A 25,471-nucleotide genomic window follows, 5' to 3' on the forward strand; every position below is an offset into this window, starting at 1 on the left:
TATGGTATTTTACCTTATCTAATTTTCTAAATAGATTGTCGAAGGGGTAAAATTTGTGATAAAGATATGAAAAATGAAGTGACAAACAAAATTAGGCAATGTCTTATATCTCTTAGTAGGAGAATCTTATATTACTTATTTTTCTTGATATGCGTAGGTAATAAGAATGCAGTTTAGAGGAGTTTCCTTAAAAATAGAAAAATGCTTTTTAAGAAAAGAGGTTGGTAAGGAATTTTAAAAGGATGGATGATAGAAATGAGTTTAATATTTAGTAAAAGAGATACTAGTACGATTGTATTTTATTTTGTTTGTCAATAAAACAAGAAGGAGATAGATAGCACAGTTGAAAATAAAGATTTAATATATCATTCTCTAAGAAAGAAATACGGATATTAGGTGATATCAACGTTGATAATTTTAATTTTTAAGATGAAGTGAACTCTTTTACTAAAGAAAATCTTTTGCCAGGCTCAGCCAGTTCTACATTTTCAAAAATCTCTTCCGCCTCATTCTTAAATAAAGAAATATCAGAATACCTGCTAGAATAATGCCCTAGAATCAAGTGTTTTGCATTCGCCTCTTTAGCTATTGTAGCAGCTTGTTTAGCTGTGGAGTGTTTCGTTTTATTAGTTAGATCTTCTCGATCTGATAAAAAAGTGGCTTCGTGATATAAAATGTCAACATCGTTAATAATAGGAACTATATCAGGTTTAAAAGCTGTATCACTACAAAAAGCATAACTTTTAGGCTTAGGAGGAGCAATTGTTAAATCGCTGTTAGGTATAATTTCTCCAGTAGATAAGGTAATGTCTTTTCCTGCTTTTATATGATGGTAATCGCAAACCTCAATTTCTTTATATAGCTTAATATTTTCAATATGTAAACTCCTAGCTTTTTGCTTTTCTATAAATAAATAGCCATTGGTATAAACCCTGTGGTCTAGAGGAATTGTATGAACGGTAATCTTATCATTATCCAAAATAACTTCACTCTCTTTGGAACACAGCTCATGAAAAATCAATTGGTATTTTGTCCAAGATTTAGAAAGCTTCAGTTGTAATACGGTAATTTCTTTAATTCCTTTAGGGCCATATATATGCAATGCTCTCTCTCTACCTAGAATCCCGAAAGTAGCAATCAACCCTATTAAACCAAAAAAATGATCTCCATGCAAATGAGAAATAAAAATGTGGTTAATTTTGGAGAAGCCAACTTTATATTTTCGCATTTGGCGTTGGGTTCCTTCTCCACAATCAATTAAAAAATGCTGATTGTTTATCTCTAGATATTGAGATGTAGGGTGTGCGTTTATACGAGGTGTTGCAGAATGACAACCTAAAATGGTAAGCGCTATACTCATCTAATGACAAACCGTTTAGAAATCACATCTTTACTGTTTTGAATTGCGTAAATATACATTCCAGCTTTTAGATTATTTCTAGAGAAAGGAATTGAATTTCTTCCTTTTTTGGCAGTAAATACTTTTCTATAAATAGTTTTTCCAAGTATGTTCTTAATGTCAATAATTGTAACTTGATCGTTTTCTGAGTCAAAAGAAATCATTGTAGAAAGACGAAATGGGTTGGGAGCAGCCGATAAGTTTTTTACTGTTTTTTGAGAAAAACTTAGGGAAGTAATTAATAAGAAAGAAATAAAAAGTATTTTTTTTATCATCCGTTGCTTTTTTAAAACCCTAAATCTCGTTGAATATTCTCCATTTCTAAAACGTCTTCAGCTTCAACAAGAGTAGGAACAATGTTAAATGTTTCAGGGAAATCATCAGCATCAACACCGCTACAAATAACTACAAATGACGTGCCATTTTTTTGATGTTGCTCAGCATATTTCAAAAATACAAAAATATCTTCCTTAATTATCATAAAATTATCAGAAAGTTTTATAATAAGATGGTCTTTTTCTAAACGAAGGTGATTTTCTTTAAACAAATTGAAAAAAACATCAAAAGAATTTTCTTCTGGAGAGATTAAAATATAATTATCTTTTTGCTCTATTTTCATGGTTGCTAATTATCTTTTTATTTGTTGTGCTAGTAGGTAAATAACAGCCATTCTTACAGCAACGCCATTTTCCACTTGATTTAAAATAATCGATTGGTCAGAATCAGCAACGTCACTTGTAATTTCAACACCTCTATTAATTGGTCCAGGATGCATGATTACAATATCTTTGCCAACATTGTCTAATAATTCTTTATGGATACCAAATAACTGGGTGTATTCTCTAGTAGAAGGAAAATACTTAATGTCCATTCTTTCATGTTGTACACGAAGCACGTTGGCTACATCACACCATTCCAAGGCTTTCTTTAAATTTGTTTCCACTTCAACCCCTAAGCTAGAAATATATCGAGGAATCAATGTAGTTGGGCCACAAACTTTCACTTCTGCTCCTTGTAATTGGAGGGCAAAGATGTTAGATAAGGCTACACGAGAGTGAAGAACATCACCAACAATAACTATTTTTTTACCTTTTAAATTACTATTTAAAGCCTCTTTCATAGAGTAACTATCAAGCAAAGCTTGTGTAGGATGTTCATGAGTTCCGTCTCCAGCATTTACTATTTTAGCGTTTACATGTTTAGATAGAAACACGCCAGCACCTACATTTGAATGGCGCATGACAACAATATCCACTTTCATAGCAAGTATATTGTTAACAGTATCTATTAATGTTTCTCCTTTTTTTACAGATGATTGTCCTGCCGAGAAATTAATAACATCGGCAGATAATCGTTTTTCAGCTAATTCAAAAGAAAGCTTAGTACGAGTACTGTTTTCAAAAAATAAATTAGCAATAGTAATATCACGAAGTGAAGGAACTTTTTTTATAGGACGATTGATAACCTCTTTAAAATGATCGGCAGTTTTAAAAATAAGGTCTATATCTTCTCTATTTAAGTATTTTATTCCTAATAAATGGTTTACACTTAATTGGCTCATTTTAATTGTTTTGTATTAAGAAAACAGCATCTTCTTTGCTTGTCTCTTTCCAGTCCACTTTTACTTTTTCTTGATTAATAGCATCAACTTGCCTCCCTTTATAGTTAGGCTGAATAGGCAAGTGCCTACTGAATCGCCTATCTATTAATACTAATAGCTCAATATTATTAGGTCTTCCATAAGATTGAATGGCTGTTAATGCAGAACGAACACTTCTACCTGAAAATAAAACATCGTCAATTAATACTACGTTTTTGTTTTCAATTAAAAAGTTGATTTGAGTAGAAGTAGCTTCTAATGGGGCTTCTCTTCTTCGGAAATCATCACGATAAAAAGTAATGTCTAAGTATCCTAATTCTAAATTTTTAATATTATAGTCAGTTTCTAATAATTTAGCAAGCCTATTTGCAAGAAAACTACCTCGCGGCTGTAATCCTATTAAGACTGTATTAGAAAAATCATTGTGATTTTCGATAAGCTGACAAGCTAGTCGATGTAAAATAATCTCTATCTCTTTCGAGTTTAATAACACTTTTCGGCTCATAAGAAAGCTAAATATACTGGTTTTTTAACCTAAAAAGTATAAGGTCATGCAAAATTAGTGTAAAAAAATTGGTAAGCAAAATTTAAGTAGAAGAAAGCTAAAAGTAAATCAATTAAATTATAACTACCTTTGTCGCCTTTTAAAAATAGATATAGTATAGAATAATGATGAAGTTTATAAAAAGTAACACAGCAAGCTTGAAAGATGATACATTAGCAGGAATCACAGTGTCATTAGCAATGATACCAGAGGTTGTAGCGTTTGCATTTGTTGCACAAATAGATCCGTTAGTCGCACTTTCAGGGGCTTTTATTATTGGTTTGATTACAGCCGTTTTTGGAGGAAGACCTGGGCTGATTTCGGGAGCAGCTGGAGCAGTGGCTGTTATCTTTGTGGATATGATTTCTGAAGGACATACTAGAGGAATGTTATTTGACACACCAATAGATAATATGGGATATTACTATTTATTAGCAGCGGTAATTTTAATGGGAATCCTACAAATAGGAGCAGGGGTTTTAAAACTAGGGCGTTTTGTACGTTTAATACCTCATCCTGTAATGATGGGATTTGTAAACGGATTGGCAATTGTCATTTTTATAGCGCAGGTTAAAATGTTTTCTCATAAAAAATTAGAAATAACTAAAGAAGGAGTTAAAAATTATGTTAGTCATCCTATGCTAGGCATAGAGTTATATACAATGATTGGTTTAGTATTGTTAACAATGGGAATTATTTGGTTATTACCTAAAATCACTAAAAAAGTGCCAGCAGCGTTAACTGCTATTTTAATAACAACGGCAATAGTTATCATAGGAGGGGTAGAAGTAAGCACTGTAGGATCCTATATAAAAGAAGGTGGAGGAGCTGGTTTATCAGGTAAATTTCCAACTCCAAATTTAGAATTATGGCAAAATTTACCTTTTGATTTAAGTACCCTCACATTTATTTTACCTTACGCATTTTTAGCAGCATCCGTAGGACTGATAGAGTCGTTAATGACTATGAATTTGGTTGATGAATTGACGGAAACGAGAGGAAATGGTAATAGAGAATGCGTAGCGCAAGGAGCAGGAAATATTGTTAGTGGTTTGTTGGGAGGAACTGGAGGTTGCGGTATGATTGGACAAACGGTTATTAATATTAATGCAGGAGGAAGAGGAAGATTATCAGGAGTTATGATGGCGTTAACATTACTAACGTTTATTTTATTTGCTGATAAATATATAGAACAAGTACCAATAGCAGCTTTAGTAGGAGTGATGTTTATGATGGTTATAGAAACTTTTGCATGGTCTAGTTTTAGAATCATGAATAAGATTCCGAAATCAGATGCTTTTGTATTGATTGTTGTTTCCGCTGTAACAGTAGTTTTTGATTTGGCAATAGCTGTTTTTGTGGGAGTAATTATATCTGCATTGGTTTTTGCATGGGAAAATGCTAAAAAAATTAGAGCGAGAAAGAGATTTAAAGAAGATGGAACAAAAATATATGAAATATGGGGGCCTTTATTTTTTGGCTCGGTAACTGCTTTTAATGAAAAATTTGATATAAAAAATGACCCAGAAAAAGTAGAGATTGATTTTGTAGAATCTAGAATAAGCGATCATTCAGGGATTGAAGCTATTTCAGCGTTGGTGGAAAAGTACCAATCAGCAGGAAAGAAAGTTATATTAAAACACCTTAGTGAAGATTGCAAAGTATTGTTATATAAAGCAAACCCTATTTTTACTGGAGTAATAGAGGAAGCGGTAGATGATCCTCGCTATCATTTAGCGGCAAATCCAGAGGATTTTCCTAAGCCTTTATCAGAATATAAATTTTAAAAGAAAATATTTTGGCAAATAATTAGGATTATTAAAAATAATTATAAATATTTGTACGCAACAGATGAAAAAACAAATTTTAAATATTATTTCTATTATTGTCATTGTAATTATTTTACAAGGATAGTTAGGGAGTATATTTATATAAAAATAACAGAAAAGCTTCCTAAAAAATTAGGAAGCTTTTTTAGTATTAGTAAATGAAGCAAATTTTAAACATTATAATCATTATTGTCATTATTAACTCTTGGTAGAGTTGATACAGATGGTTATTGAATAAATAAGGCCTGTATCAATAAAGATACAGGTTTTTTTATGTATTGAATATTGTAAAAAAAAAGCTTTCAAAGTTAGAAGAATCAGGGAATAGAGCAATAAAGGCAAAAGCTAGGCTTACCAAAATAGGTAGAAGAAGTATTATAAAAAATTACTTGAAAATTAATTTTGAAGAGTGAAAATAAAGATAGGTTTTAAAAAAGCTTCGGTATTAGAAATTAGAATTATACAAACACAAAATATTTGGAGAATCCCAGAGAAAATAAAGTAAAATAAAAGATGGAATTGAACAAATTCAGTAAACAAGTTACACAAGATGATACGCAACCTGCTGCACAAGCAATGTTACATGCTATAGGTTTGTCTAGTTCAGATTTGAAGAAGCCTCTAGTAGGCATAGCAAGTACAGGGTATGAAGGAAATCCTTGTAATATGCATTTGAATGAACTGGCTAAATTGGTAAAGGAAGGAACTTTAAATAAAGGCTTGGTAGGGCTAATTTTTAATACGATAGGAGTATCTGATGGTATTTCTATGGGAACTCCTGGAATGCGTTTTTCATTGCCTTCAAGAGATGTTATTGCAGATTCTATGGAAACAGTAGTACAAGCAATGTCTTATGACGGATTGGTAACAGTAGTAGGGTGTGATAAAAATATGCCTGGCGCTTTAATGGCAATGTTGCGTTTAAATAGGCCTTCAGTTTTGGTTTATGGAGGAACAATAGCTTCAGGATGTCATGAAGGAAAAAAATTAGATGTTGTTTCGGCTTTTGAAGCTTGGGGAGAAAAGGTAGCTGGAACAATTGATGACGAAGCATATCAAAATGTGATAGAAAAAGCATGTCCTGGAGCAGGAGCTTGTGGAGGAATGTACACTGCAAATACAATGGCATCAGCTATTGAGGCTTTAGGAATGAGTTTACCATATAACTCATCAAATCCTGCCATCAGTAAAGATAAAGAGGAAGAGTGTGTAAAAGCAGGAGAAATGTTAAGAGTATTACTGGAAAAGGATATAAAACCATCTGATATCGTTACGAAAAAATCGTTGGAAAATGCAATAAGGCTGGTTACTGTTATGGGAGGTTCTACAAATGCAGTACTCCATTTTTTGGCGATAGCGAAAGCGGCTAATGTTGAATTTACACTTCATGATTTTCAAAGAATTTCTGATGAAACTCCATTCTTGGCAGATTTAAAACCAAGCGGGAAGTATTTGATGGAGGATGTGCATAAGGTAGGAGGAACCCCTGCAGTTTTAAAGTATTTATTAGACAAAGGTTTGTTGCATGGAGACTGTTTAACGGTGACAGGAAAAACACTAGCCGAAAACTTAGCTGCGTTACCTAGTTTAACTGCTGGGCAAGAGGTGATTAAACCATTAGAAACTCCTATAAAGGCTACGGGGCATTTAAGGATGCTGTATGGAAATTTGGCGAAGGATGGGTCTGTGGCAAAAATAACGGGTAAAGAAGGCTTGTTTTTTAAAGGGAAAGCAAAGGTTTATGAAGGAGAGTATGCGGCTAATGACGGAATTAAAGCAGGAGAGGTTATGAAGGGAGATGTGGTGGTAATTCGTTATGAAGGTCCTAAAGGAGGACCAGGAATGCCTGAAATGCTCAAGCCAACGGCAGCTATTATGGGGGCTGGTTTAGGAAAAGATGTTGCTTTGATTACGGACGGACGATTTTCTGGAGGAACTCATGGTTTTGTTGTAGGGCATATTACTCCTGAAGCTCAAGAAGGAGGAGTTATTGCTCTGGTAGAAGATGGCGATTTAATTTCTATCAATGCAGAAACCAATAGTATAACATTAGAAGTTTCAAAAGAGGAGCTGCAAAATAGAAAACAAAAATGGAAAGCACCGGCTTTAAAAGCAAGTAGAGGTGTTTTATATAAATATGCAAGAACAGTTTCGTCAGCATCTAACGGGTGTGTGACTGATGAATTTTAATACTTGAAATTATGACCACAAAATCACAAGAAAAATTTGTAAAAAAAACAACAGAAAAACAGCATATTTCAGGTGCAGAAGCGGTTGTTAAATGCCTGTTGGAAGAAGGTGCTAATTTAATTTATGGTTATCCTGGAGGGGCTATTATGCCTATATATGATGAATTATATAAATACCAAGATGAGGTTCATCATGTATTAACTCGTCATGAACAAGGAGCAACTCATGCTGCCCAAGGCTTTGCTAGAGTTACAGGAAAGGTAGGAGTAGCAATGGCTACATCTGGGCCAGGAGCAACAAATTTAATAACAGGAATTGCAGATGCGCAAATAGATTCTACTCCAATGGTTTGTATTACAGGGCAAGTTGCTTCTCATTTACTAGGGTCTGACGCATTTCAAGAAACTGATATTGTAGGAATTTCAACTCCAGTAACTAAATGGAATTATCAAATAACTAAAGCTTCTGAGATACCAACCATTTTTGCAAAAGCATTTTATATAGCAAGATCAGGAAGACCAGGGCCAGTGCTCATTGATATAACTAAAGATGCTCAATTTGAAACTTTTGATTTTGAATATAAAAAATGTACTTCAATTCGTAGTTATAAAGCAAAACCTCAAGTTAACTTAGAGGAAGTGCAAGAGGCAGCAACATTAATTAACAAAGCAAAAAAGCCATTAATTGTTTTTGGGCAAGGGGTTATTTTAGGAAAAGCGGAAGAAGAGTTTAAAGCATTTATTGAAAAAGCAGGAATTCCTTCTGCATGGACAATTTTAGGACTATCTGCTTTGCCAACGGCACATGAATTGAATGTAGGAATGGTAGGGATGCATGGTAATTATGCACCTAATAAATTAACAAATGAATGTGATTTGTTAATTGCTGTAGGGATGCGATTTGATGACCGTGTAACAGGTGATTTGGATAGGTATGCAAAGCAGGCCAAAGTGATTCATTTTGAAATTGACCCAGCAGAGGTAGATAAAAATGTAAAAACAGATGTGGCTGTGTTAGGAGATGTTAAAGAAAGTTTAGCAGAAATTTTACCCTTACTAGATGAAAATAAGCATGTAAGTTGGTTGGAAGAATTTAAAAAACTACAAGGAATAGAGTTTGATAAAGTACAAAAAGATGATTTATATCCAACAAAAGAAGGCTTGACTATGGGAGAGGTCTTAAAAGAAATAAATAAAGCTTCAGGGGGGGATGCCGTTATTGTTTCGGATGTTGGTCAGCACCAAATGTTTGCCTGTAGATATGCTAAGTTTAACCAATCAAAAAGTAATGTTACTTCAGGAGGTCTAGGAACTATGGGATTTGCTTTACCAGCAGCCATAGGAGCTAAGATGGGAGTGCCAAATAGAGAGGTTGTAATGATTGCAGGAGATGGTGGATATCAAATGACAATTCAAGAATTAGGAACTATTTTACAAACTAAAGCGGCTGTAAAGATAGTAGTTTTAAATAACGAATTTCTAGGAATGGTACGTCAATGGCAGCAATTGTTTTTTGACAAAAGGTATGCGTCCACAGAAATGACAAATCCAGATTTTGTTACCATAGCAAAAGGATATAGTATCGCAGCAAAAAGGGTTACGAAAAGAGAAGATTTAGCGGATTCTGTAGCAGAAATGATGCAATCTAAAGAAGCTTATTTCCTAGAGGTTTGCGTAGAAAAAGAAAATAATGTGTTTCCAATGGTTCCTACAGGGGCTTCAGTTTCAGATATAAGATTAGCATAATTATGGAAAGCAACAAACAAACATATACAGTTTCAATTTATACAGAAAATAATGTAGGGTTGTTAAATAGAATTTCAGGAATCTTTTTAAGAAGGCATATTAATATTGAAAGCATGAATATTTCTAAATCAGAAATAAAGAGTGTTTCAAGATTTACCTTATTAGTAAAAGTAACCGAGGAGCAAATAAAAAAGATTATAGGGCAAATAGAAAAGCAAGTAGAGGTGATTAAAGCGTATTATCATGTAGATAAAGATACTATTTATCAAGAATCCTGTTTGTTTAAATTGAGTTCAGAATTATTAATGATTAATGATGAAGTACAAACTATAATTAATAATAGTAAATCAAGAGTAATTAATATTAATAAAGACTTTTTTGTGCTTGAAAAGTCAGGAAGTAAAGAAGAAATAGAAGAACTATATCATACTTTAGACAAGCATGGAATTATGCAATTTGTTCGTTCGGGGCGTATTGCAATTACCAAAGATGAAATGAAAATATCCACCTTATTATCAACAAACAACTAAAAAATGACAACAAATTATTTTAATACATTATCGCTAGCAGGGAAATTAGAACAATTAGCAAAATGTAGATTTATGGAGGCTTCTGAATTTTCAGAAGGAGTTAAAGCGTTAGAAGGCAAAAAAATAGTAATTATAGGCTGTGGAGCTCAAGGATTGAATCAAGGATTGAATATGAGAGATTCAGGTTTGGATGTTTCTTATGCTTTACGACCGGCTGCAATTGAAGAAAAAAGAGCTTCTTATAAAAATGCTACTGAAAATGATTTTAAAGTAGGAACATTTGAAGCGTTGATACCTACGGCAGATTTGGTATTAAATTTAACACCAGATAAGCAACATACTAGGGTTGTTAAAACCGTAATGCCACTAATGAAAAAAGGAGCAACGTTATCGTATTCTCATGGATTCAATATTGTTGAGGAAGGAATGAAAATTAGAGAGGATTTAACGGTAATTATGGTGGCTCCAAAATGCCCAGGAACTGAAGTAAGAGAAGAATATAAAAGAGGTTTTGGTGTACCAACACTAATAGCGGTGCATCCTGAAAATGACCCAGAAGGAAAAGGATGGCTACAAGCAAAAGCATATGCGGTGGCAACAGGAGGACATAAAGCAGGTGTGTTAGAATCATCTTTTGTAGCAGAGGTAAAGTCAGATTTAATGGGAGAGCAAACCATTTTGTGTGGTGTATTGCAAACGGCTTCTATTTTGTCTTTTGATAAAATGTTAGCAGAAGGGATTGAGCCTACTTATGCAGCAAAACTCATTCAATATGGTTGGGAGGTTATTACAGAAGCATTGAAGCACGGTGGAATTACCAATATGATGCATCGTTTGTCAAATCCTGCAAAAATCAAAGCAGTTGAAATTTCTGATCAGTTAAAGGAAATAATGAAACCTTTATTTGTAAAGCATATGGATGATATTATGTCTGGTCATTTTTCAAAAACAATGATGGAAGACTGGGCTAATGATGATGTGAATTTATTAACTTGGAGAGAAGAAACAGGGCAGACTGCTTTTGAAAAAACTCAAGCAACAGCAATAACGATTAGTGAGCAAGAATATTTTGACCATGGTACTTTATTAGTAGCTTTTGTAAAAGCTGGTGTTGAATTGGCTTTTGATACAATGGTGGCCTCAGGAATTAAAGAAGAGTCGGCTTATTATGAGTCATTACATGAATTACCACTTATAGCGAATACTGTAGCTAGAAAAAAATTGTATGAAATGAACCGTATTATTTCAGATACAGCTGAATATGGTTGCTATTTGTTTGATCATGCAGCAAAACCCTTGTTAGCAGAGTTTATGAAAGAAGTAACAACTTCTCTTATAGGAAAGCAGTATGCGTCTTCCAATGAAGTTGATAATTTAACATTAATTAGAGTAAATGAAGAAATACAAAACCACCCAATTGAAAAAATAGGGAAGACATTAAGAGCGTCAATGACTGCAATGAAAAAAATAAATCAAGAAGAAAAAGCAGAAACGGTTGTTTTTCATTAGAATATGGAGGTAAAAACGAAGTATAGCCCAACAATAGAGGCAGTAGAGCGAGCTGTAGCAGCATTGAAAGATGTTGCTACAGAAACGCCACTATTGAAAAATTATATTTACTCGGAAAGATTTAAAGCAAACGTATTTTTAAAAAGAGAAGATTTACAACAAGTAAGATCTTATAAGATACGAGGGGCGTATAATAAAATCAGTTCAATAACAGAGGAAGAGCGCCAAAAGGGAATTGTTTGTGCGAGCGCAGGAAACCATGCACAAGGCGTTGCTTTTGCCTGCAAGAAGCTGAAAATACATGGTACAATTATAATGCCTTCACCAACTCCAAAACAAAAAGTAGAACAGGTTAAAATGTTTGGAGGAAATTATGTTGATATCGAATTAAGAGGAGATACGTTTGATGATGCCTATAATTTGGCGAAGCATAAGTGTGATACGTTAGGTAAAACTTTTATACATCCTTTTGATGATCAAAAAATTATAGAAGGTCAAGCTACGGTAGGTTTAGAAATTATTAATCAGTTAGAAACACCGATAGATTATGTATTTGTACCAGTAGGGGGTGGCGGATTGGCATCAGGGGTATCAAGTATATTTAAGCAATTATCACCAAATACAAAAGTAATAGGGGTAGAGCCAGCAGGAGCTGCTTCTATGAAAACTGCTATATTGAAAAATAAAAATGTAAAATTAGAAAACATAGATAAGTTTATAGATGGAGCGGCTGTACAACAAGTAGGAGATTTAACGTTTGATATTTGTAAGGAATACTTATATGAGATGATTACGGTACCTGAGGGGAAGGTTTGTCAAACTATTTTGGATTTGTACAATAAGGAAGCAATTGTGGTAGAACCAGCAGGAGCTTTAACAACGGCTGCATTGGATTTTTATGCTGAAGAAATTAAGGGAAAAAATGTAGTTTGTGTAATTAGTGGTAGTAATAATGATATCACAAGAACCGCAGAAATTAAAGAAAGAGCATTGCTATATGGACAATTAAAACATTATTTTATCATTCGATTCCCACAACGAGCTGGTGCGCTAAAAGAATTTGTAATGGATGTTTTAGGAAAGAATGACGACATTACATATTTTGAATACTCTAAGAAAACGAATCGAGAAAATGGTCCTGCTGTAGTAGGAATTGAGTTGGAAAAAAAGAATGATTTGTTACCATTAATAGAAAGAATGAAACAACGTAATTTTTATGGAGAGTATCTTAACGATAAGCCCAATCTATTTGAGTTTTTAGTGTAATTTATTCGTTTGTAGCAAAAAGATGTATAAAGGGGCATTTTTTGAAAAAGGTTATTTTATAACCACTATAAAAAAGGCCTCTTTTTTGTTGTGATTTTACAGCAAATAGCTAGTAATGATGCTGATTTTGATGCCTTTAATTAAATCAATATGGTTTTTATCTAAATATTAGAGGTAGTGTAGCCCCCCCTTTTGAGAGAAAAAATTACAAAGCTTGTTTGATGAAATCTTCATATTCATAAAAGAATAACTCAAACTTAGGCATTATATTTACAAAAAATTCAAAACAATTCCTCCAAGTATTTTTATTATGAATACTAAATTTTTCTTCAAAAGGAACGTAAATTCTTCTGATTATTTTACCATTATCCAACACAAAAGCTGCATCGTAAATAACCTCAGGTATTTCCGTTTCAAGTAAAGTTCTTAAAGAAAGCATTTGATCATAAAGGAGTTCGTTAGCAACTTCATCAAAGTGTTCGATGTCTAAACAAACTGCTGCCTTTTTTCTGTCTGCTTGAAATTTAAAAGCAAATCCTTTGATTTTAGTGTTGTATAAAAGCCATTTTCTAGGAAAAGATTTGCCAAAACTCGTCCAAAATTCTTTGCGCAATGTAGCTGATTCTTCTTTTGAAAACATTATCCGTGAACTTTAGCAGCGGTTCCGCGATTGCGCATTATTTCAGCTTCAAAAGCAAGTAAGTCATGCCATTTTTTGTCCACAATTTCCCTATCTTGATATGCTCTTGCAAACCCTAAGAAAGTAGTGTAATGGTTGGCTTCTGAAATCATTAAATCTCTATAGAATTTAGACAATTCTTTATCTTCCATATTTTCAGAAAAAACTTTGAATCGTTCGCAGCTTCTAGCTTCAATTAATGCAGCAATTAGCAAGCGTTGTATTAAAGCATCTGTTCTGTCTTTTGTTTTTGGAAAAAACTTTTGTAGTTGAATTGCGTAATCGTTTTTTTGTTCTCTACCTAATACCATGCCTCTTTTAACCATAAAATCGTGTACCATTTTAAAGTGTTCCATTTCTTCTATGGCAATGGCACTCATAGCTTGCACGAGTTTTGTTTCTTCAGAATAGTTGATGATTAAAGAAACGGCATTAGATGCTGCTTTTTGTTCTAAAAAGGCATGATCTGTTAGTATTTGCTGTAGGTTATCTTTGGCAATATCTGCCCATGAAGTTTCTGTTTCGAATTGTAGTCCTAACATTGTTTTTATTTGAATACACAAAAGTAAAAAAATATAACTGGGTTTTGATATTCCTATTCGTTATTATTCATCATTAGCGTAAAAGAAGCGGTGTTGTACTTAAAGTGATATATTTTCCTTTACCTTTTGATAATGATTGTTATTAATAGTATGGATACAAGGTGGTATAAGTGTTTTTTATCCGTTAAGTACTTAGTCCTCTTTTTTGTACAATATTTGGTAATCAGCAATGGTGCCTGTTTTTCCGAGTGCTTTTTTGCCTTTGAATAGTTTGACCTCTAGTACTTCCCCCGTTTTTCCGTTTAAGGTAATGACAAATCGTCCTTTGGTGTTGTTATAAATACCATTGAACTCCAATGTCCATGTAGCTTTTTCTTGATGGTGCCACCTTGAAATACCAATTACTTGCTTTTTTAGATCTTTTACTCCGTGTTTTGCTAAATAGGCTGTAATATCTTTCCAAGAGTAAGTAAAGGGAGTATCTAAATTCTCTTCTCTTATTAAATTGCCCTGCTCATCGTAGTTTCTTAATATTCCTATTGGAAATATTTTAATAAATCTTTTAACAGCTCTTTTTAACTTTCCATTCTTTTTATAATACTCATAAAAATATTCAAAAATAGCTTCTTCTTGTCTTATAGTTTCCCAATAAACCTCATTAGCTTCATGTTGTTCTACAATATTTCCTTTTTCTTTATAACGGTATTCACCATTTTTTTTATTTCTTTCAAAAGTGGGGATATCAAATTGTCTTTTTGTTTTTTGTTGTGCGATGGATTTGTTTATACCAATAAGGATAATAATTATATATATTAGTTTAAACAGCGTTCTTTTTATGCAAATAGAAGAGGACTTACGCATCTTTTTTGTACAATATTTGGTAATCAGCAATGGTACCTGTTTTTCCGAGTGCTTTTTTGCCTTTGAATAGTTTGACCTCTAGTACTTCCCCCGTTTTTCCGCTTAAGGTAATGACAAAGCGCCCTTTGGTGTTGTTATAAATACCATTGAACTCTAATGTCCATGTAGCTTTTTCTTGATGGTGCCACCTTGAAACACCAATTACTTGCTTTTTTAGATCTTTTACTCCGTGTTTTGCTAAATAGGCTGTAATATCTTTCCAAGAGTAAGTAAAGGGAGTATCTAAATTCTCTTCTCTTATTAAATTGCCCTGCTCATCGTAATCTATATAGTTTATAACAAATGATTTATAAAAACGTTTAATTTCTGATTTTAATTCTCCATTTTTATAATAGAGCTCTAAGGTTTCAAATAGAGAGTTTTTATCCCTTATTAAAGAGGTGTACTCTTTGTCCCATTCAGTTTGTTTTATTGAAATATTCTTGTCTAAATGAAAGGTGTATTCATTTTCTATTTTATTTTTTTCAAAAGTTGCGATATCAAATTTTTTCATTGTTTTTTTTGTTTTTTGTTGTGCAACACATCCATTTATACCAAAAGAAATGGCGATTATATACATTAGTTTCATCAATTATTCTTTTTCAATATTACTTTGTATGAGGTTCCATTGCCATTGGTATGTGCTGATTACAGGAATTAAATCAGGACCTATATCGGAGTAATCCATAATATTATCAGTTTTATACTGTTGAAAAGTAAAGTTGCTATGATTGTCAAAAGTATGATAAAGTCCCATAGCATGAAAGGTTTCATGTGCTAAAGTGCTATCAGTTAAGCCAGGTCTTAATACAATTACAGAGCGAGACGATTCTGGAGCGGGAATATTATAAGCCCTACCATATAAACCGCCTTGTTCTTCATCTATGAAATAAATTTTATAATGTTTGCTATAATCTATATCGCTATTTTTTTCGAGTACAGCATTCAAATAATCTTGAAACTCATCAGTATCCGCATTGATAAGTGTTCCTAAAGGCGCAAATTTTTGATTAAACAATGTATCGGAAGATAGATCTAATAATACTGTGCTATATGTTGCTTTGGTTAATGTTTGGCTAAGGTATTTTGTAAGCTGACTTTTTCCATTAGTAGTTGAACCTTCCTTGATATCCCTAGCTTTTAGTTCCGTTTTAACCTTTACAAAAACAATATTGGTTGTATATCGATGTGTTTTGTCATTGGCCAATATTTTTAGTTTTCCAGCAAATTTCCGATACATAATTTAGCAACAATATTCATACTTTTACTTTTTTACATATATAATTTTCTTTTTCTTAAAACTATTGTTTTAATTGGATGGATTGTCATTAGCATGCAGTCCATTTTTTGCAAATGATGTCCTTTTGAGAACCTCAATAGTTGCTGATATCAAATGTATTTAAAAAAATGATAAAAAACAAAATTCTAAAACAAGAAAATAAGATTTTAAAGTGATGTAAGTCAGGTTTAAAGTGTTTAAAAACGTATATATACGTAGGTGTTTTAGCGGGGTTTTACGAGTTTTTTTATCAAAAAAAACATATTTCTTTTTTAGCATAGAAGCTTTACTACCATTTTCTATAGTGTATTTTTTTCAGATTTTGCACGATTTTATCGTGTAGGATAATTCCATTACTACAATCATTATTACTTACTTAATCAACAAGTTAGTATAATTTTTTGATAGAAGTGTTTAGTAGAGGTTATTTGGTATTGTGATATCGCTTTGTTTGATAGCTAAATCTTGTACAAACTTTTAGGAGTGAATTGAAAACCTTGTACAGGAAATGAAGGTAAAATCTTGTACAAACTTTTAGGAGTTAGTTGAAAACCTTGTACAGAAAATGAAGGTAAAATCTTGTATAAACTTTTGGGAGTGGGTTGAAAACCTTGTACAGGAAATGAAGGTAAAATCTTGTACAAACTTTTAGGAGTGGGTTGAAAATCTTGTACAGGAAATGAAGGTAAAATCTTGTACAAACTTTTGGGAGTGGGTTGAAAACCTTGTACAGAAAGTGAAGGTAAAATATTGTACAAACTTTTAAGAGTAGGTTGAAAATCTTGTACAGGAAATGAAGGTAAAATCTTGTACAAACTTTTAGGAATGGGTTGAAAACCTTGTACAGGAAATGAAGGTGAAATCTTGTACAAACTTTTAGGAGTTAGTTGAAAATCTTGTACAGAAAATAAAGGTAAAATCTTGTACAAACTTTTAGGAGTTAGTTGAAAACCTTGTACAGAAAATGAAGGTGAAATCTTGTACAAACTTTTAGGAGTGGGTTGAAAATCTTGTACAGAAAATGAAGATAAAATCTTGTACAAACTTTTGGGAGTTGGTTGAAAACCTTGTACAGAAAATTGTATAGAAAAGCTGTATAAACTTTTAAGAGGGAGTTAGAATTATGGCATCGTGTTGTATTGGTAATTAACGTGAGTTAAACATAAGAAAATAACCTGAAATATTGATTAATAGTTTATTTCGTATTCTATTTTCTGTCTATTTATTTGTTAATCAGATTGTTATGATTTTTATGAATAAGGGCTGTTTTTATCATGAAAACTGACTAGCTAGTACATCTTAAAATTATAACTAGCTGATATTCATTAGGTATTACATCGAACTTACGTTAATTTATAAATTGCATTCTCCTTTTAGAACTTTTACCGCTATTATTTTTATACATTGTCATGCCACGTTTTCTATTTTTTGCTATTCATTGAGCAGTTAGTTGGTCCGCAATTTACAGGAATTATTTTTCGTTTAATTGCTAACTCATTATATAACAATTCTCCAAGGTTTGCTATTTTTAATAAATATAATAAAGGAACAAAAAACCAAAATACAGGAATTCTTTTAAATATTAAAAATATAGAATCGTAACCATAATACCATTTATTATCAATAGAGGATGCCATTTTTCCTTTTGCTATTTTAATATCAATACTGCTAAATTGATTTATATGGTTTAAGTTCCTTAATTCTTTAGTTATTATCAAATTGAACCAATCTAATCTTCCAACAACTTTAGTAAAACGCGTACAATTTGGACAATGATTGTCGTAAAAAATAATTATTGATTTCATTTAACTTGATTTAACATCCAGTTAGTTATTTCTGTTAAAACAATTGGTGAAAATGTTTGTTCAATTTTTGTATATTCAGACGGCAACCCTGTTTCGCATTCTTGAAATAAATGATTTAAATTTGGAAATTCTTTTATCGTTACATTATTATTTCCTCCTATTTTTAAAGCATTTTTTATTGCGGTTAAATTTTCTTTTGGTGGAACTTGTAAATCTTTTTCTCCATTGACGGCTAGTACGGGGCACTTTATTTTTTCTAATATTATTGCTGGATTGGACTTTATAAAATATTGCATCCAAGGGCTTGAAATTTGATTTACTTGTATTGAAATGAATTTTTCTTTTGTCATTCCATTTGGAATTTCTAAACTTGTATCATTTTTAAGCATTTTATTAATTGAGTTTGTCAAATCTGTTTTTAATTTATTAGTATCATTAGATTTAATAACCATCTCAAAAAGTTTTTCATTTGTTTTAATTGATTTTTTTATGTCAATTTCTGAAACGCCGTTTGCTTTTGCAATTAGTTTTTGTTGAAGTAATAATAATTTGTTTCCTTGAACTCCTGTTCCTGCTAACAAAACAACAAAGCTAACGTCTTTTGATGTTGAGGCCACCATTGTGGCAATTAAACCACCTTCACTATGGCCAACTAAACCTATTTTCTCTTTGTTAATTTCTTTTCTTGTTTGTAAATAAGCAATTGCACTTTCTACATCTGTTGCAAAATCGGCAGAAGTTGCCGCTTTAAAATTTCCTGTTGATTGCCCAACTCCTCTGTCATCATATCGTAAAACTGCAATTCCATTTTGAGTTAAATGGTCTGAAATTACTAAAAATGGTTTATGCCCTAATAGTTCCCCATCTTTGTTTTGAGGTCCACTTCCTGAAATTAAAATTACGACAGGAAAATTCCCTCCTTTTTTTGGAAAAGTTAAAGTTCCTGTCAAAGAAATATTAGCTTTTGTATTTTGAAATGTTATGTCTTCTGAATAATATGGGTAGGGTTTTGATGGTTCTTGAGGTCGTTTTAAAATTTCTTTTTCAAGAGCTTTTCTTGATAAAACCATTGGGAATTCTCGTCCTCCTTGTTTAAAAGTTCCAACTATTTTGTTATCGCTTAATTTTCCGCTATATTCAATTCTAGCATTATTAACTTCAAATTTAATTTTTGAGTTTTCAAAAATTGTATTAGTTACAGGAATACCCATTGCACCTTGATCTGGACTATCCATTGTTGAATTATAAACATCGCCAGATTTTGTTATATTGAAAATAAGACTTAACTGTATTCCCTGAACTTTTAAAACTCCATTCCATTGTCCAGTGATGTCTTGTCCAAAAAGGTTCAATGAGAAAATTGTCATTAAAAATAGTAACTCTTTTTTTTTCATTTTGTTAAAGTGTTTTTATAAACTTAGATATTGTAATTATTGCGATAACTAATACTACTAATACAATAATTGAAGTTGAATTTGCAAAGTTTACTGTCCAACCAAAATATTTATTACGTTTTGGGGGGAATAATCTTTTATCGTCTTTGTTAAAGTAGAATATGCCATATTTCCAATTATTAGGGTCTTTGTGCCATTGCTCTAGTAATTCTTTTGTAGGTTTTTCTTTTGGTTTCATTTTATATATTATTTAAAGGTTTTTTTAAAAAAAATATTTCTTTGTTTAGGGGGATTAGTAAAAGTATGAGTGCTGAGAACATAACTATTATAAAAGTAAAAATACCAAAAACTAGAAAAATTAAAATATGAAAAATAATGCCTAGTATGAATAGCTTATGTTTGAAATAAGAGTCTTTGATAAAAATACTAATAGCAAGAAGTAATTCTAAAATTATAATGAAATATGTTGTTAGCACAAGTAATAAAGGAAAATCAAAAAACGTATTTAATAAGTCTAATCTTGTGCCTGTTGCCCCAAGACTAGGGTCGTTGATAAAATAATAAAGTGCAGTTCCTTCAGTCCAATTCGGAGCAAATAGTTTGGATATTGCTGCATCAAAATATATAAAAGCAACTTGAATTTTGAGTATTTGAATTGTTATAAAATCTGAAATTTTAACATATTCATTTTGCTGTTTTTTAACACTATACCAATGATTTACTCTGTTGTCAGTCAAGGTTAGTGGAATAATTAAAAATGTTAAAGCTGATGCTACTTGTGCACCTCCATCTACTATAACAAGGCCTGTATTTACACTTAGAGCTAGCCACCAATGTAACAAACCTGTTATTTTTGGGTAAAACCCTGATATTATTAATATTAAGATTAATATTGCTGTAATTTTAGAGAAATAGGGATTAAAAGAAAACAAGCAAAAGAAATTAATTTTAGATAATAAAGTATCACCACAGTTAGGAATACTAGGAACTCCTAGGCCTGTATGAAACAGAATATCTAGTGGATTAAATAAAATCACAAACAGGGTGGAAAGAGCAAGTAAGCTCCTTATAATGCCTAATGTATTAGTGTGGTAATTATATTGTTGACTTTTTTTATATATGAGGTAAATGTATTTATGCATAAGTGTTATTTAATTATTATTTTAACAAACTTACTTGGCATTTCAAATTGATTAACTTTATTTCTCCATAAATAAGGCAATGGTTCAATTTTAGCAAAAATATATTCGCCATTTAATTCTGTATATTTTATATCTCTCTTTAATTTTATAGTTTTTATAGTATCATTATCAATTATTTTTAATAAATTTTTCCCTGTATTATTTGTGTACCATAGATTTTCATCGATTAAGCTTGAAATCATACCGTACTCCATACCAATAGCTCTTTGGTTATTAACCATTCCGTAAAAATTAGCAATTGATGAGTTTGGTAAGTTCATATGCAACATATATTTTTGTGACTTTTTTTGAAATATATAGACATATTCCTCCCTTGGGTCTTTTGTAAAAAAAGGCCATCTATTTGGAAAAACTATAGATAGGTTCTTTTTTATATTTTCATTAATCATCAAAGGAGTTTTTGGCATTGCTCCTACTAGAAGAATAATGCCAAAAAACATCCAAATAAAAATATTTAGGAAAATAAAATTTTTCTTCCTACTTGATAACATTTAGTTCCGCGATTGAATTAATGAAGTTCTCTTGTTCTAATCTTACGGCTGTATTCGTTGATCTAGCAGATGACCAATATACAACATCTACGTATACTGCTACCCAAAGTGCCGCAGCTACAACAACGGCAACTGCCCAAACAGCAAGACAAGCTTCTTTAGCTTGGTAATTGGGTTGATAATTCTTTAAAAATTGTCTAGACTTTAAATCTTGAATTTCATCCAAGTTAACAACCAGACTTGATTTTTTTTTGGGATATTTGTTTTTCAATTTCATCGTAATCAAAACTAGTTAAGGTTTGAATAGCTTCTTTTATAATGCCTTTTGAGTTATTTAACTCGTTTCTGATAATTACACGGTTTCCTGTATAAATTGCATTTTCAAGATTGGTAAAATATTCAGGATTACTTTTATCTATTTGTGCAATTAAATTATTTTGAAAATTTAAAAAAGAAGTTTTTTGTTCACTAGTAAATTGTGATTTTAGTTTTTTAAAATCCTGAAAATTAGATAACCTTTGAGAAACGTTACCTTCCGAAAAAAAGATTCCCTTGAATAACTCTTTACCCGTTATTCGATTTGTTTCTATATTTTCAGGAATTGTATCGTCATATTGACTACAAGAAACAAAAAGTATTAATGTTGCTAAAAGTATAGCAAAATAAGGTTTTCTTAAATTATTTAAGATATTCATAATTTTAGTTTTATTGGAAAATAGCTTTTTTGATTTTAAGACTTTTTCTATAGTTAATTATTTTCTACTCTTTCGATTTTGGCAACTCGTCTGTCCTATTTTTTATTTCGTTTTGACAGAATTTCACATTTTTTGATTTTGGATAGTCAGTCCTATTTTGACTGTAATGCTTGCTTTAATTCGGTATAACGCTTCAGCTAATAACAGTACTGGAACAGAAAATTAGAGGTTTTCGATTTAGCAATTAGTTGAAGCATTTTGTTTGTTTTTATCTTTTTACATTCAAAAGTCAAATCATTTTGATTTGACTGAATTAACAAATATATACTAATTTTTGGATTAAATATGAAAAAATGTATTTTTTATAGCTTTTGTTTGGATATATTGTTTTTATTTCCACATTTTTGTGAATATTTTATATAAATTTTGTTTCCAACACGTATATATCGATTCCTTTATTTTCTATGTATGCTATTAACCTATTCCTTAAAGTTTTATTTATTACAAAGTCTTGTATCTTATTCTTAAAATCTCTTCTTACCTCGAACTCACGTTAAATAATAAAATCGTCAAAATGATTTTTAATTTTTTCTAAGCTAACTGTATTTACTGTGTGGGCTATTGCTGAGCTTGCCCGTAAGTTAGTAAGAGACTTTATGTTTTAATAACCGTCTTTTAGTTGTATAGGGTAACCTTTCTCTTTATTTTTTTGAACGAAAAATGAAGCAAAGAAGTATGTACCAGCCATTTGCTCGCCATATTGCCTGTGCGTTTTAGTAATAGTCTGTTTTTTTATTAGTAGAGGTTATTGTAAAAGAATTTGCTTTAAGAAACTATTGTAAGATACTTCTTTAGCGTGTATTATACTGACTTATCTTTATCAATAACACTTAATGCAAGCCGTATTTTAAAATAGTCGAGTTGTTCTTCAAAATAATCAAAATAAGGTTTTAAAGCAGTAGGATTGTCTAATTTTATCTTAGCTTCTTCAACAAGGGCTACTTCTTTTTTAGTAACGAAATCAAAAATGTTAATTTGTTTTCCGTCAGCATATAATTTAGCTATATGAGAGTAAATAGTGGTAGGTTTTAGTTTTCGCTCGATTGAAATTTCTTCAATAGAGCGTCCTGCTTTGTATAATTCATAGGTAACTAAATGGGTATCTTTTTTCTTTGTTTTTATTTTTGTTCCCATGAAGGCAATGACTTCTGCAATGAACTCATCTCCGTAGGCTTCTGCCTTTCGTTGTCCAACACCACTTATTTGTAAAAATTCAGATTCAGACATAGGTCTTTCTCGTTCAATTTCTTTCAGTGTAGCATCATTAAAAATTAGATAAGCAGGAATATTTTCTTCTAGAGATATTTTGTAGCGTAATGCACGTAACTTTTCAAATAAAGTTGTTGCTGCTTTTTTCTTTTTCTTTGTAGGAGCTTTTGCAACAACCGGTTGCGCTGTTGTAATGATAGGTTTGATTAAGTGTACTTTTTTTCCATTGAAAAGAATTTCTTTAGAAAAATCGGTTAATTGCAATGCATTGTTTCTATGAAAAGCAATTTCGCAATACCCTTGATTAATTAACTGTATGACATATTGTTGTAAGTCTCTCCATGAAATATCATAGCTAATTCCATATGTTTTTATATGTTCATACCCTTTTCCGTAAACAGCGGCGTTTTTAGCACCTCGTAGTACATCTACTATCATACCAATAGCCTCTTGTTGTTTTAATCTGTAAATGGTAGATAGTATTTTCTGTGCAATAATAGTTCCGTCAAAAAATTGAGGAGGATTTTTACAAACGTCGCAATTGCCACAGTCATCAGCCAAGAGCTCACCAAAATAGCTTAAGAGTATTTTTCGTCTGCAAGTATTTGCTTCTGTAAATTGCTTCATACGATCTAGTTTAGCAAGTTGCACTTCTTGGTTACTGGCTCCTTCTGTAAATTTTCGTAATTGAATTACATCTGCATAACTATGAAATAAGAGCGCTTTAGAAAGTAGTCCATCTCTACCAGCTCTACCAATTTCTTGGTAGTAACCTTCCATATTTTTAGGCATATTGTAATGAATGACCCAGCGGACATTTGATTTGTCAATTCCCATACCAAAGGCAACAGTGGCACAAATGACCTTTTTTCTATCAAAAATAAAGTCCTCTTGCACTTTATTCCTTTTTTCAAAAGAAAGTCCTGCATGGTAAGCTGCTGCATCAATACCGTTGGTTATTAGTTTATTAGCTAGCTGTTCGGTTGCTTTTCTGCTTAAACAATAAATGATACCATATTCGTCTTTTCTTTGATTGATAAATTGAACGATTTGTTGTATTCTTTTATCAGCTAAGCGTACTTCTATAGCAATATTTTTTCTATCAAAAGACGAAATGAAATTAGTAGCATGAGGAATGTTTAGTTGCGTTAGTATATCCTCTCGAGTTGCTTTATCTGCGGTTGCTGTTAATGCTACGATAGGAGTACTCGGTAGTTTCTTTTTTAAATAGCCTAATTGTTGATAAGAGGGTCTAAAATCATGCCCCCAAGAAGAAATACAATGGGCTTCATCTATAGCAATACAACTGATATACTTTTGGTTGACGATGTTTTCTAAAATACTTAAACTTTCAGGAGCTACATATAGTAGCTTTAGTTCTTTTTTTAAAATACGTTCTATAATTGTATCATGCTCTGTGCTATGCTGACTACTGTTAAAATAGGCAGCAGGAATACCATTTGCATTGAGCCCATCAACTTGATCTTTCATTAAAGCAATTAATGGTGATATGACTAGGGTTACCCCTTCAAATAATAAAGCAGGTAGTTGGAAGCAAATAGATTTACCTCCTCCTGTAGGCATGATTACGAGGGTATCTTTTTTAGAAAGTATATTAGAAATGATGTCTTGTTGTTGACCACGGAATGTATCGTAACCAAAGTATTTTTTTAAAGTAGAGAGGTGTAATGTTGTCGTATCTTCTTGCAATGTATGGCTTTTTGAGAGACAAAAATAAGAGATCTATTTGGAAATGTTTACCACCAAACGACAAAGAATTTTAATAATTGCCCATTTGCTTTTTTTAGCCAACATAATGGCGCTTTTTTTTCTTGTAAGTAGTGGTTAATCTGAAGGGTATATTCATTAAAAGAAAGCCATTTTACTTGTGTATGAGGTGATGTTAGCCAGTTGTGTTTGCTAGGAATGTAAAACTTGCTATTAGAAAATTGTTGGAGTGCATCAATATTTATATAAAACCCTGAAAGGCATTTGTTATTGATGTTTTGAAGTGTAGGAGTATTATTTAGAGGAGTAAATAGTTGTGCCTTAAAATATACTTGTTGCTGTATATGGCTTGCTTTAAGTTGGAGTTTTTTTAAGAGTGGTGCTGTTTGTGGGTGGTAGAGTAGTGGGAGTTGCTTTTCTTTTAGTTTGGTTAATTTTTGAATGAGTGAATCTTTTCTATTGGGGCTTATCCAATGCTCCATTTCTGTGTTTCCTACCGTTGCATCATATAAGTAGAATTTATAAATGATTTCTAAATGAATAGGAAGCTGATTTTTTAAGAGTAGGCAATCCAATTCACCAAGCGTTCTTTTTTCTTGTTGAATTTGGACATTTTCAATTAAGATATCAATTGTTTTTTGTTGCTGGAGTTCAAAAGAAACGAAACGTTCAACCAATTTTCCTAAACGTGGTTTTTTAGGAATTTGAGTAGTAAATTTATGGGTGTTTATGTTGGGCGTCTCGTATTGAGTTATACCAAAAACTCCTTTTCCTTGCCATAGAAAAGGTGTTTGTAAAAATCCTTCATATTGATATTGTAATTCTTTTGATTTTTGGGGCATGTTACATCGTTATGATGATTCGCAATCATATGC

26 protein-coding genes are annotated in these 25,471 nt (G+C 31.8%); 7 read left to right on the forward strand and 19 right to left on the reverse strand.

Annotation, left to right across the window (positions count from 1 at the left end):
* Positions 1–424: 424 nt before the first annotated feature.
* The 5 genes from MARIT_RS06760 to pyrR are packed head-to-tail and all read right to left on the reverse strand — an operon-like array spanning position 425 to position 3,504.
* A complete protein-coding gene (locus MARIT_RS06760) occupies positions 425–1,360 on the reverse strand; it encodes a ribonuclease Z (protein WP_084339896.1) in 936 nt (311 codons plus the stop codon).
* Positions 1,357–1,674 (reverse strand): T9SS type A sorting domain-containing protein, encoded by a 318-nt coding sequence (locus MARIT_RS06765; RefSeq protein ID WP_024741862.1) that lies wholly within the window; start codon positions 1,672–1,674, stop codon positions 1,357–1,359. Before MARIT_RS06765 ends, MARIT_RS06760 begins: the two co-directional genes overlap by 4 nt.
* Before the next feature lie 11 nt (positions 1,675–1,685).
* Positions 1,686–2,018, reverse strand: coding sequence for a hypothetical protein (locus MARIT_RS06770; protein WP_024741863.1), 333 nt, complete (start codon positions 2,016–2,018; stop codon positions 1,686–1,688).
* Positions 2,019–2,027: 9 nt separating this feature from the next.
* The gene (locus MARIT_RS06775) at positions 2,028–2,960 is read right to left on the reverse strand and encodes an aspartate carbamoyltransferase catalytic subunit (RefSeq protein WP_100211116.1); all 933 of its coding nucleotides are present in this window, start codon (positions 2,958–2,960) and stop codon (positions 2,028–2,030) included.
* Position 2,961: 1 nt separating this feature from the next.
* Positions 2,962–3,504 (reverse strand): bifunctional pyr operon transcriptional regulator/uracil phosphoribosyltransferase PyrR, encoded by a 543-nt coding sequence (gene pyrR / locus MARIT_RS06780; protein WP_024741865.1) that lies wholly within the window; start codon positions 3,502–3,504, stop codon positions 2,962–2,964.
* 164 nt (positions 3,505–3,668) lie between these two features.
* On the opposite strand from pyrR, the gene MARIT_RS06785 reads away from it, so the two are divergent.
* The 6 genes from MARIT_RS06785 to ilvA all read left to right on the forward strand — a co-directional run bounded on the left by MARIT_RS06785 (position 3,669) and on the right by ilvA (position 12,612).
* Positions 3,669–5,330 (forward strand): SulP family inorganic anion transporter, encoded by a 1,662-nt coding sequence (locus MARIT_RS06785; RefSeq protein WP_024741866.1) that lies wholly within the window; start codon positions 3,669–3,671, stop codon positions 5,328–5,330.
* Positions 5,331–5,885: 555 nt separating this feature from the next.
* Entirely contained in the window at positions 5,886–7,562 is a 1,677-nt protein-coding gene (gene ilvD / locus MARIT_RS06790; protein ID WP_024741867.1) for a dihydroxy-acid dehydratase, read from the forward strand.
* Between the two features lie 11 nt (positions 7,563–7,573).
* The gene (gene ilvB / locus MARIT_RS06795) at positions 7,574–9,307 is read left to right on the forward strand and encodes a biosynthetic-type acetolactate synthase large subunit (RefSeq protein WP_024741868.1); all 1,734 of its coding nucleotides are present in this window, start codon (positions 7,574–7,576) and stop codon (positions 9,305–9,307) included.
* A gap of 2 nt (positions 9,308–9,309) precedes the next feature.
* The gene (gene ilvN / locus MARIT_RS06800; protein ID WP_024741869.1) at positions 9,310–9,837 is read left to right on the forward strand and encodes an acetolactate synthase small subunit; all 528 of its coding nucleotides are present in this window, start codon (positions 9,310–9,312) and stop codon (positions 9,835–9,837) included.
* Between the two features lie 3 nt (positions 9,838–9,840).
* A complete protein-coding gene (gene ilvC, locus MARIT_RS06805; protein ID WP_024741870.1) occupies positions 9,841–11,346 on the forward strand; it encodes a ketol-acid reductoisomerase in 1,506 nt (501 codons plus the stop codon).
* A 3-nt stretch (positions 11,347–11,349) separates the two neighbouring features.
* Positions 11,350–12,612 (forward strand): threonine ammonia-lyase IlvA, encoded by a 1,263-nt coding sequence (gene ilvA, locus MARIT_RS06810; protein WP_024741871.1) that lies wholly within the window; start codon positions 11,350–11,352, stop codon positions 12,610–12,612.
* Between the two features lie 205 nt (positions 12,613–12,817).
* On the opposite strand, the gene MARIT_RS06815 is transcribed toward ilvA, so the two are convergent.
* From MARIT_RS06815 to MARIT_RS06865, 11 genes are all read right to left on the reverse strand, one after another.
* Positions 12,818–13,252 (reverse strand): DUF4268 domain-containing protein, encoded by a 435-nt coding sequence (locus MARIT_RS06815; RefSeq protein WP_100211117.1) that lies wholly within the window; start codon positions 13,250–13,252, stop codon positions 12,818–12,820.
* Positions 13,252–13,833: a tRNA-(ms[2]io[6]A)-hydroxylase gene (gene miaE, locus MARIT_RS06820; protein ID WP_024741873.1), complete on the reverse strand. Its 582-nt coding sequence runs from the start codon at positions 13,831–13,833 to the stop codon at positions 13,252–13,254. The genes MARIT_RS06815 and miaE overlap by 1 nt, the downstream gene beginning before the upstream one ends.
* Before the next feature lie 192 nt (positions 13,834–14,025).
* Positions 14,026–14,694, reverse strand: coding sequence for a hypothetical protein (locus MARIT_RS06825; RefSeq protein WP_100211118.1), 669 nt, complete (start codon positions 14,692–14,694; stop codon positions 14,026–14,028).
* Positions 14,687–15,322 (reverse strand): hypothetical protein, encoded by a 636-nt coding sequence (locus MARIT_RS06830; RefSeq protein WP_157926219.1) that lies wholly within the window; start codon positions 15,320–15,322, stop codon positions 14,687–14,689. Before MARIT_RS06830 ends, MARIT_RS06825 begins: the two co-directional genes overlap by 8 nt.
* A gap of 3 nt (positions 15,323–15,325) precedes the next feature.
* Positions 15,326–15,973: a zinc metalloprotease gene (locus tag MARIT_RS06835; protein ID WP_100211120.1), complete on the reverse strand. Its 648-nt coding sequence runs from the start codon at positions 15,971–15,973 to the stop codon at positions 15,326–15,328.
* 497 nt (positions 15,974–16,470) lie between these two features.
* Positions 16,471–17,055 (reverse strand): hypothetical protein, encoded by a 585-nt coding sequence (locus MARIT_RS06840; protein WP_100211121.1) that lies wholly within the window; start codon positions 17,053–17,055, stop codon positions 16,471–16,473.
* A 378-nt stretch (positions 17,056–17,433) separates the two neighbouring features.
* Entirely contained in the window at positions 17,434–17,817 is a 384-nt protein-coding gene (locus MARIT_RS06845) for a DCC1-like thiol-disulfide oxidoreductase family protein (RefSeq protein ID WP_100211122.1), read from the reverse strand.
* A complete protein-coding gene (locus MARIT_RS06850) occupies positions 17,814–19,211 on the reverse strand; it encodes an alpha/beta hydrolase family protein (protein ID WP_100211123.1) in 1,398 nt (465 codons plus the stop codon). The genes MARIT_RS06845 and MARIT_RS06850 overlap by 4 nt, the downstream gene beginning before the upstream one ends.
* Positions 19,212–19,215: 4 nt before the next feature.
* On the reverse strand, positions 19,216–19,449 hold the full coding sequence (locus tag MARIT_RS06855; RefSeq protein ID WP_100211124.1) for a DUF5808 domain-containing protein: 234 nt from the start codon (positions 19,447–19,449) through the stop codon (positions 19,216–19,218).
* A 1-nt stretch (position 19,450) separates the two neighbouring features.
* Entirely contained in the window at positions 19,451–20,353 is a 903-nt protein-coding gene (locus MARIT_RS06860) for a sporulation-delaying protein SdpB family protein (RefSeq protein WP_100211125.1), read from the reverse strand.
* Positions 20,354–20,358: 5 nt separating this feature from the next.
* Positions 20,359–20,904 carry an SdpA family antimicrobial peptide system protein gene (locus MARIT_RS06865; RefSeq protein ID WP_100211126.1) on the reverse strand — a complete coding sequence of 182 codons (546 nt, stop codon included), beginning with the start codon at positions 20,902–20,904 and terminating at the stop codon, positions 20,359–20,361.
* 20 nt (positions 20,905–20,924) lie between these two features.
* On the opposite strand from MARIT_RS06865, the gene MARIT_RS15470 reads away from it, so the two are divergent.
* Positions 20,925–21,074, forward strand: coding sequence for a hypothetical protein (locus MARIT_RS15470; protein WP_157926221.1), 150 nt, complete (start codon positions 20,925–20,927; stop codon positions 21,072–21,074).
* A gap of 57 nt (positions 21,075–21,131) precedes the next feature.
* Here MARIT_RS15470 and MARIT_RS06875 read toward each other — a convergent pair whose 3' ends face one another.
* The 3 genes from MARIT_RS06875 to MARIT_RS06885 all read right to left on the reverse strand — a co-directional run bounded on the left by MARIT_RS06875 (position 21,132) and on the right by MARIT_RS06885 (position 25,438).
* Complete coding sequence (locus MARIT_RS06875; RefSeq protein ID WP_100211128.1) at positions 21,132–21,599, reverse strand: hypothetical protein; 468 nt, start codon at positions 21,597–21,599, stop codon at positions 21,132–21,134.
* A gap of 861 nt (positions 21,600–22,460) precedes the next feature.
* Positions 22,461–24,578 carry a DNA helicase RecQ gene (gene recQ / locus MARIT_RS06880; protein ID WP_100211129.1) on the reverse strand — a complete coding sequence of 706 codons (2,118 nt, stop codon included), beginning with the start codon at positions 24,576–24,578 and terminating at the stop codon, positions 22,461–22,463.
* Positions 24,579–24,625: 47 nt separating this feature from the next.
* On the reverse strand, positions 24,626–25,438 hold the full coding sequence (locus MARIT_RS06885) for a DUF1853 family protein (RefSeq protein ID WP_100211130.1): 813 nt from the start codon (positions 25,436–25,438) through the stop codon (positions 24,626–24,628).
* Positions 25,439–25,471 lie beyond the last annotated feature (33 nt).

It is taken from the genome of Tenacibaculum maritimum NCIMB 2154, from assembly GCF_900119795.1.
Taxonomy (GTDB): Bacteria; Bacteroidota; Bacteroidia; order Flavobacteriales; family Flavobacteriaceae; genus Polaribacter; species Polaribacter maritimus.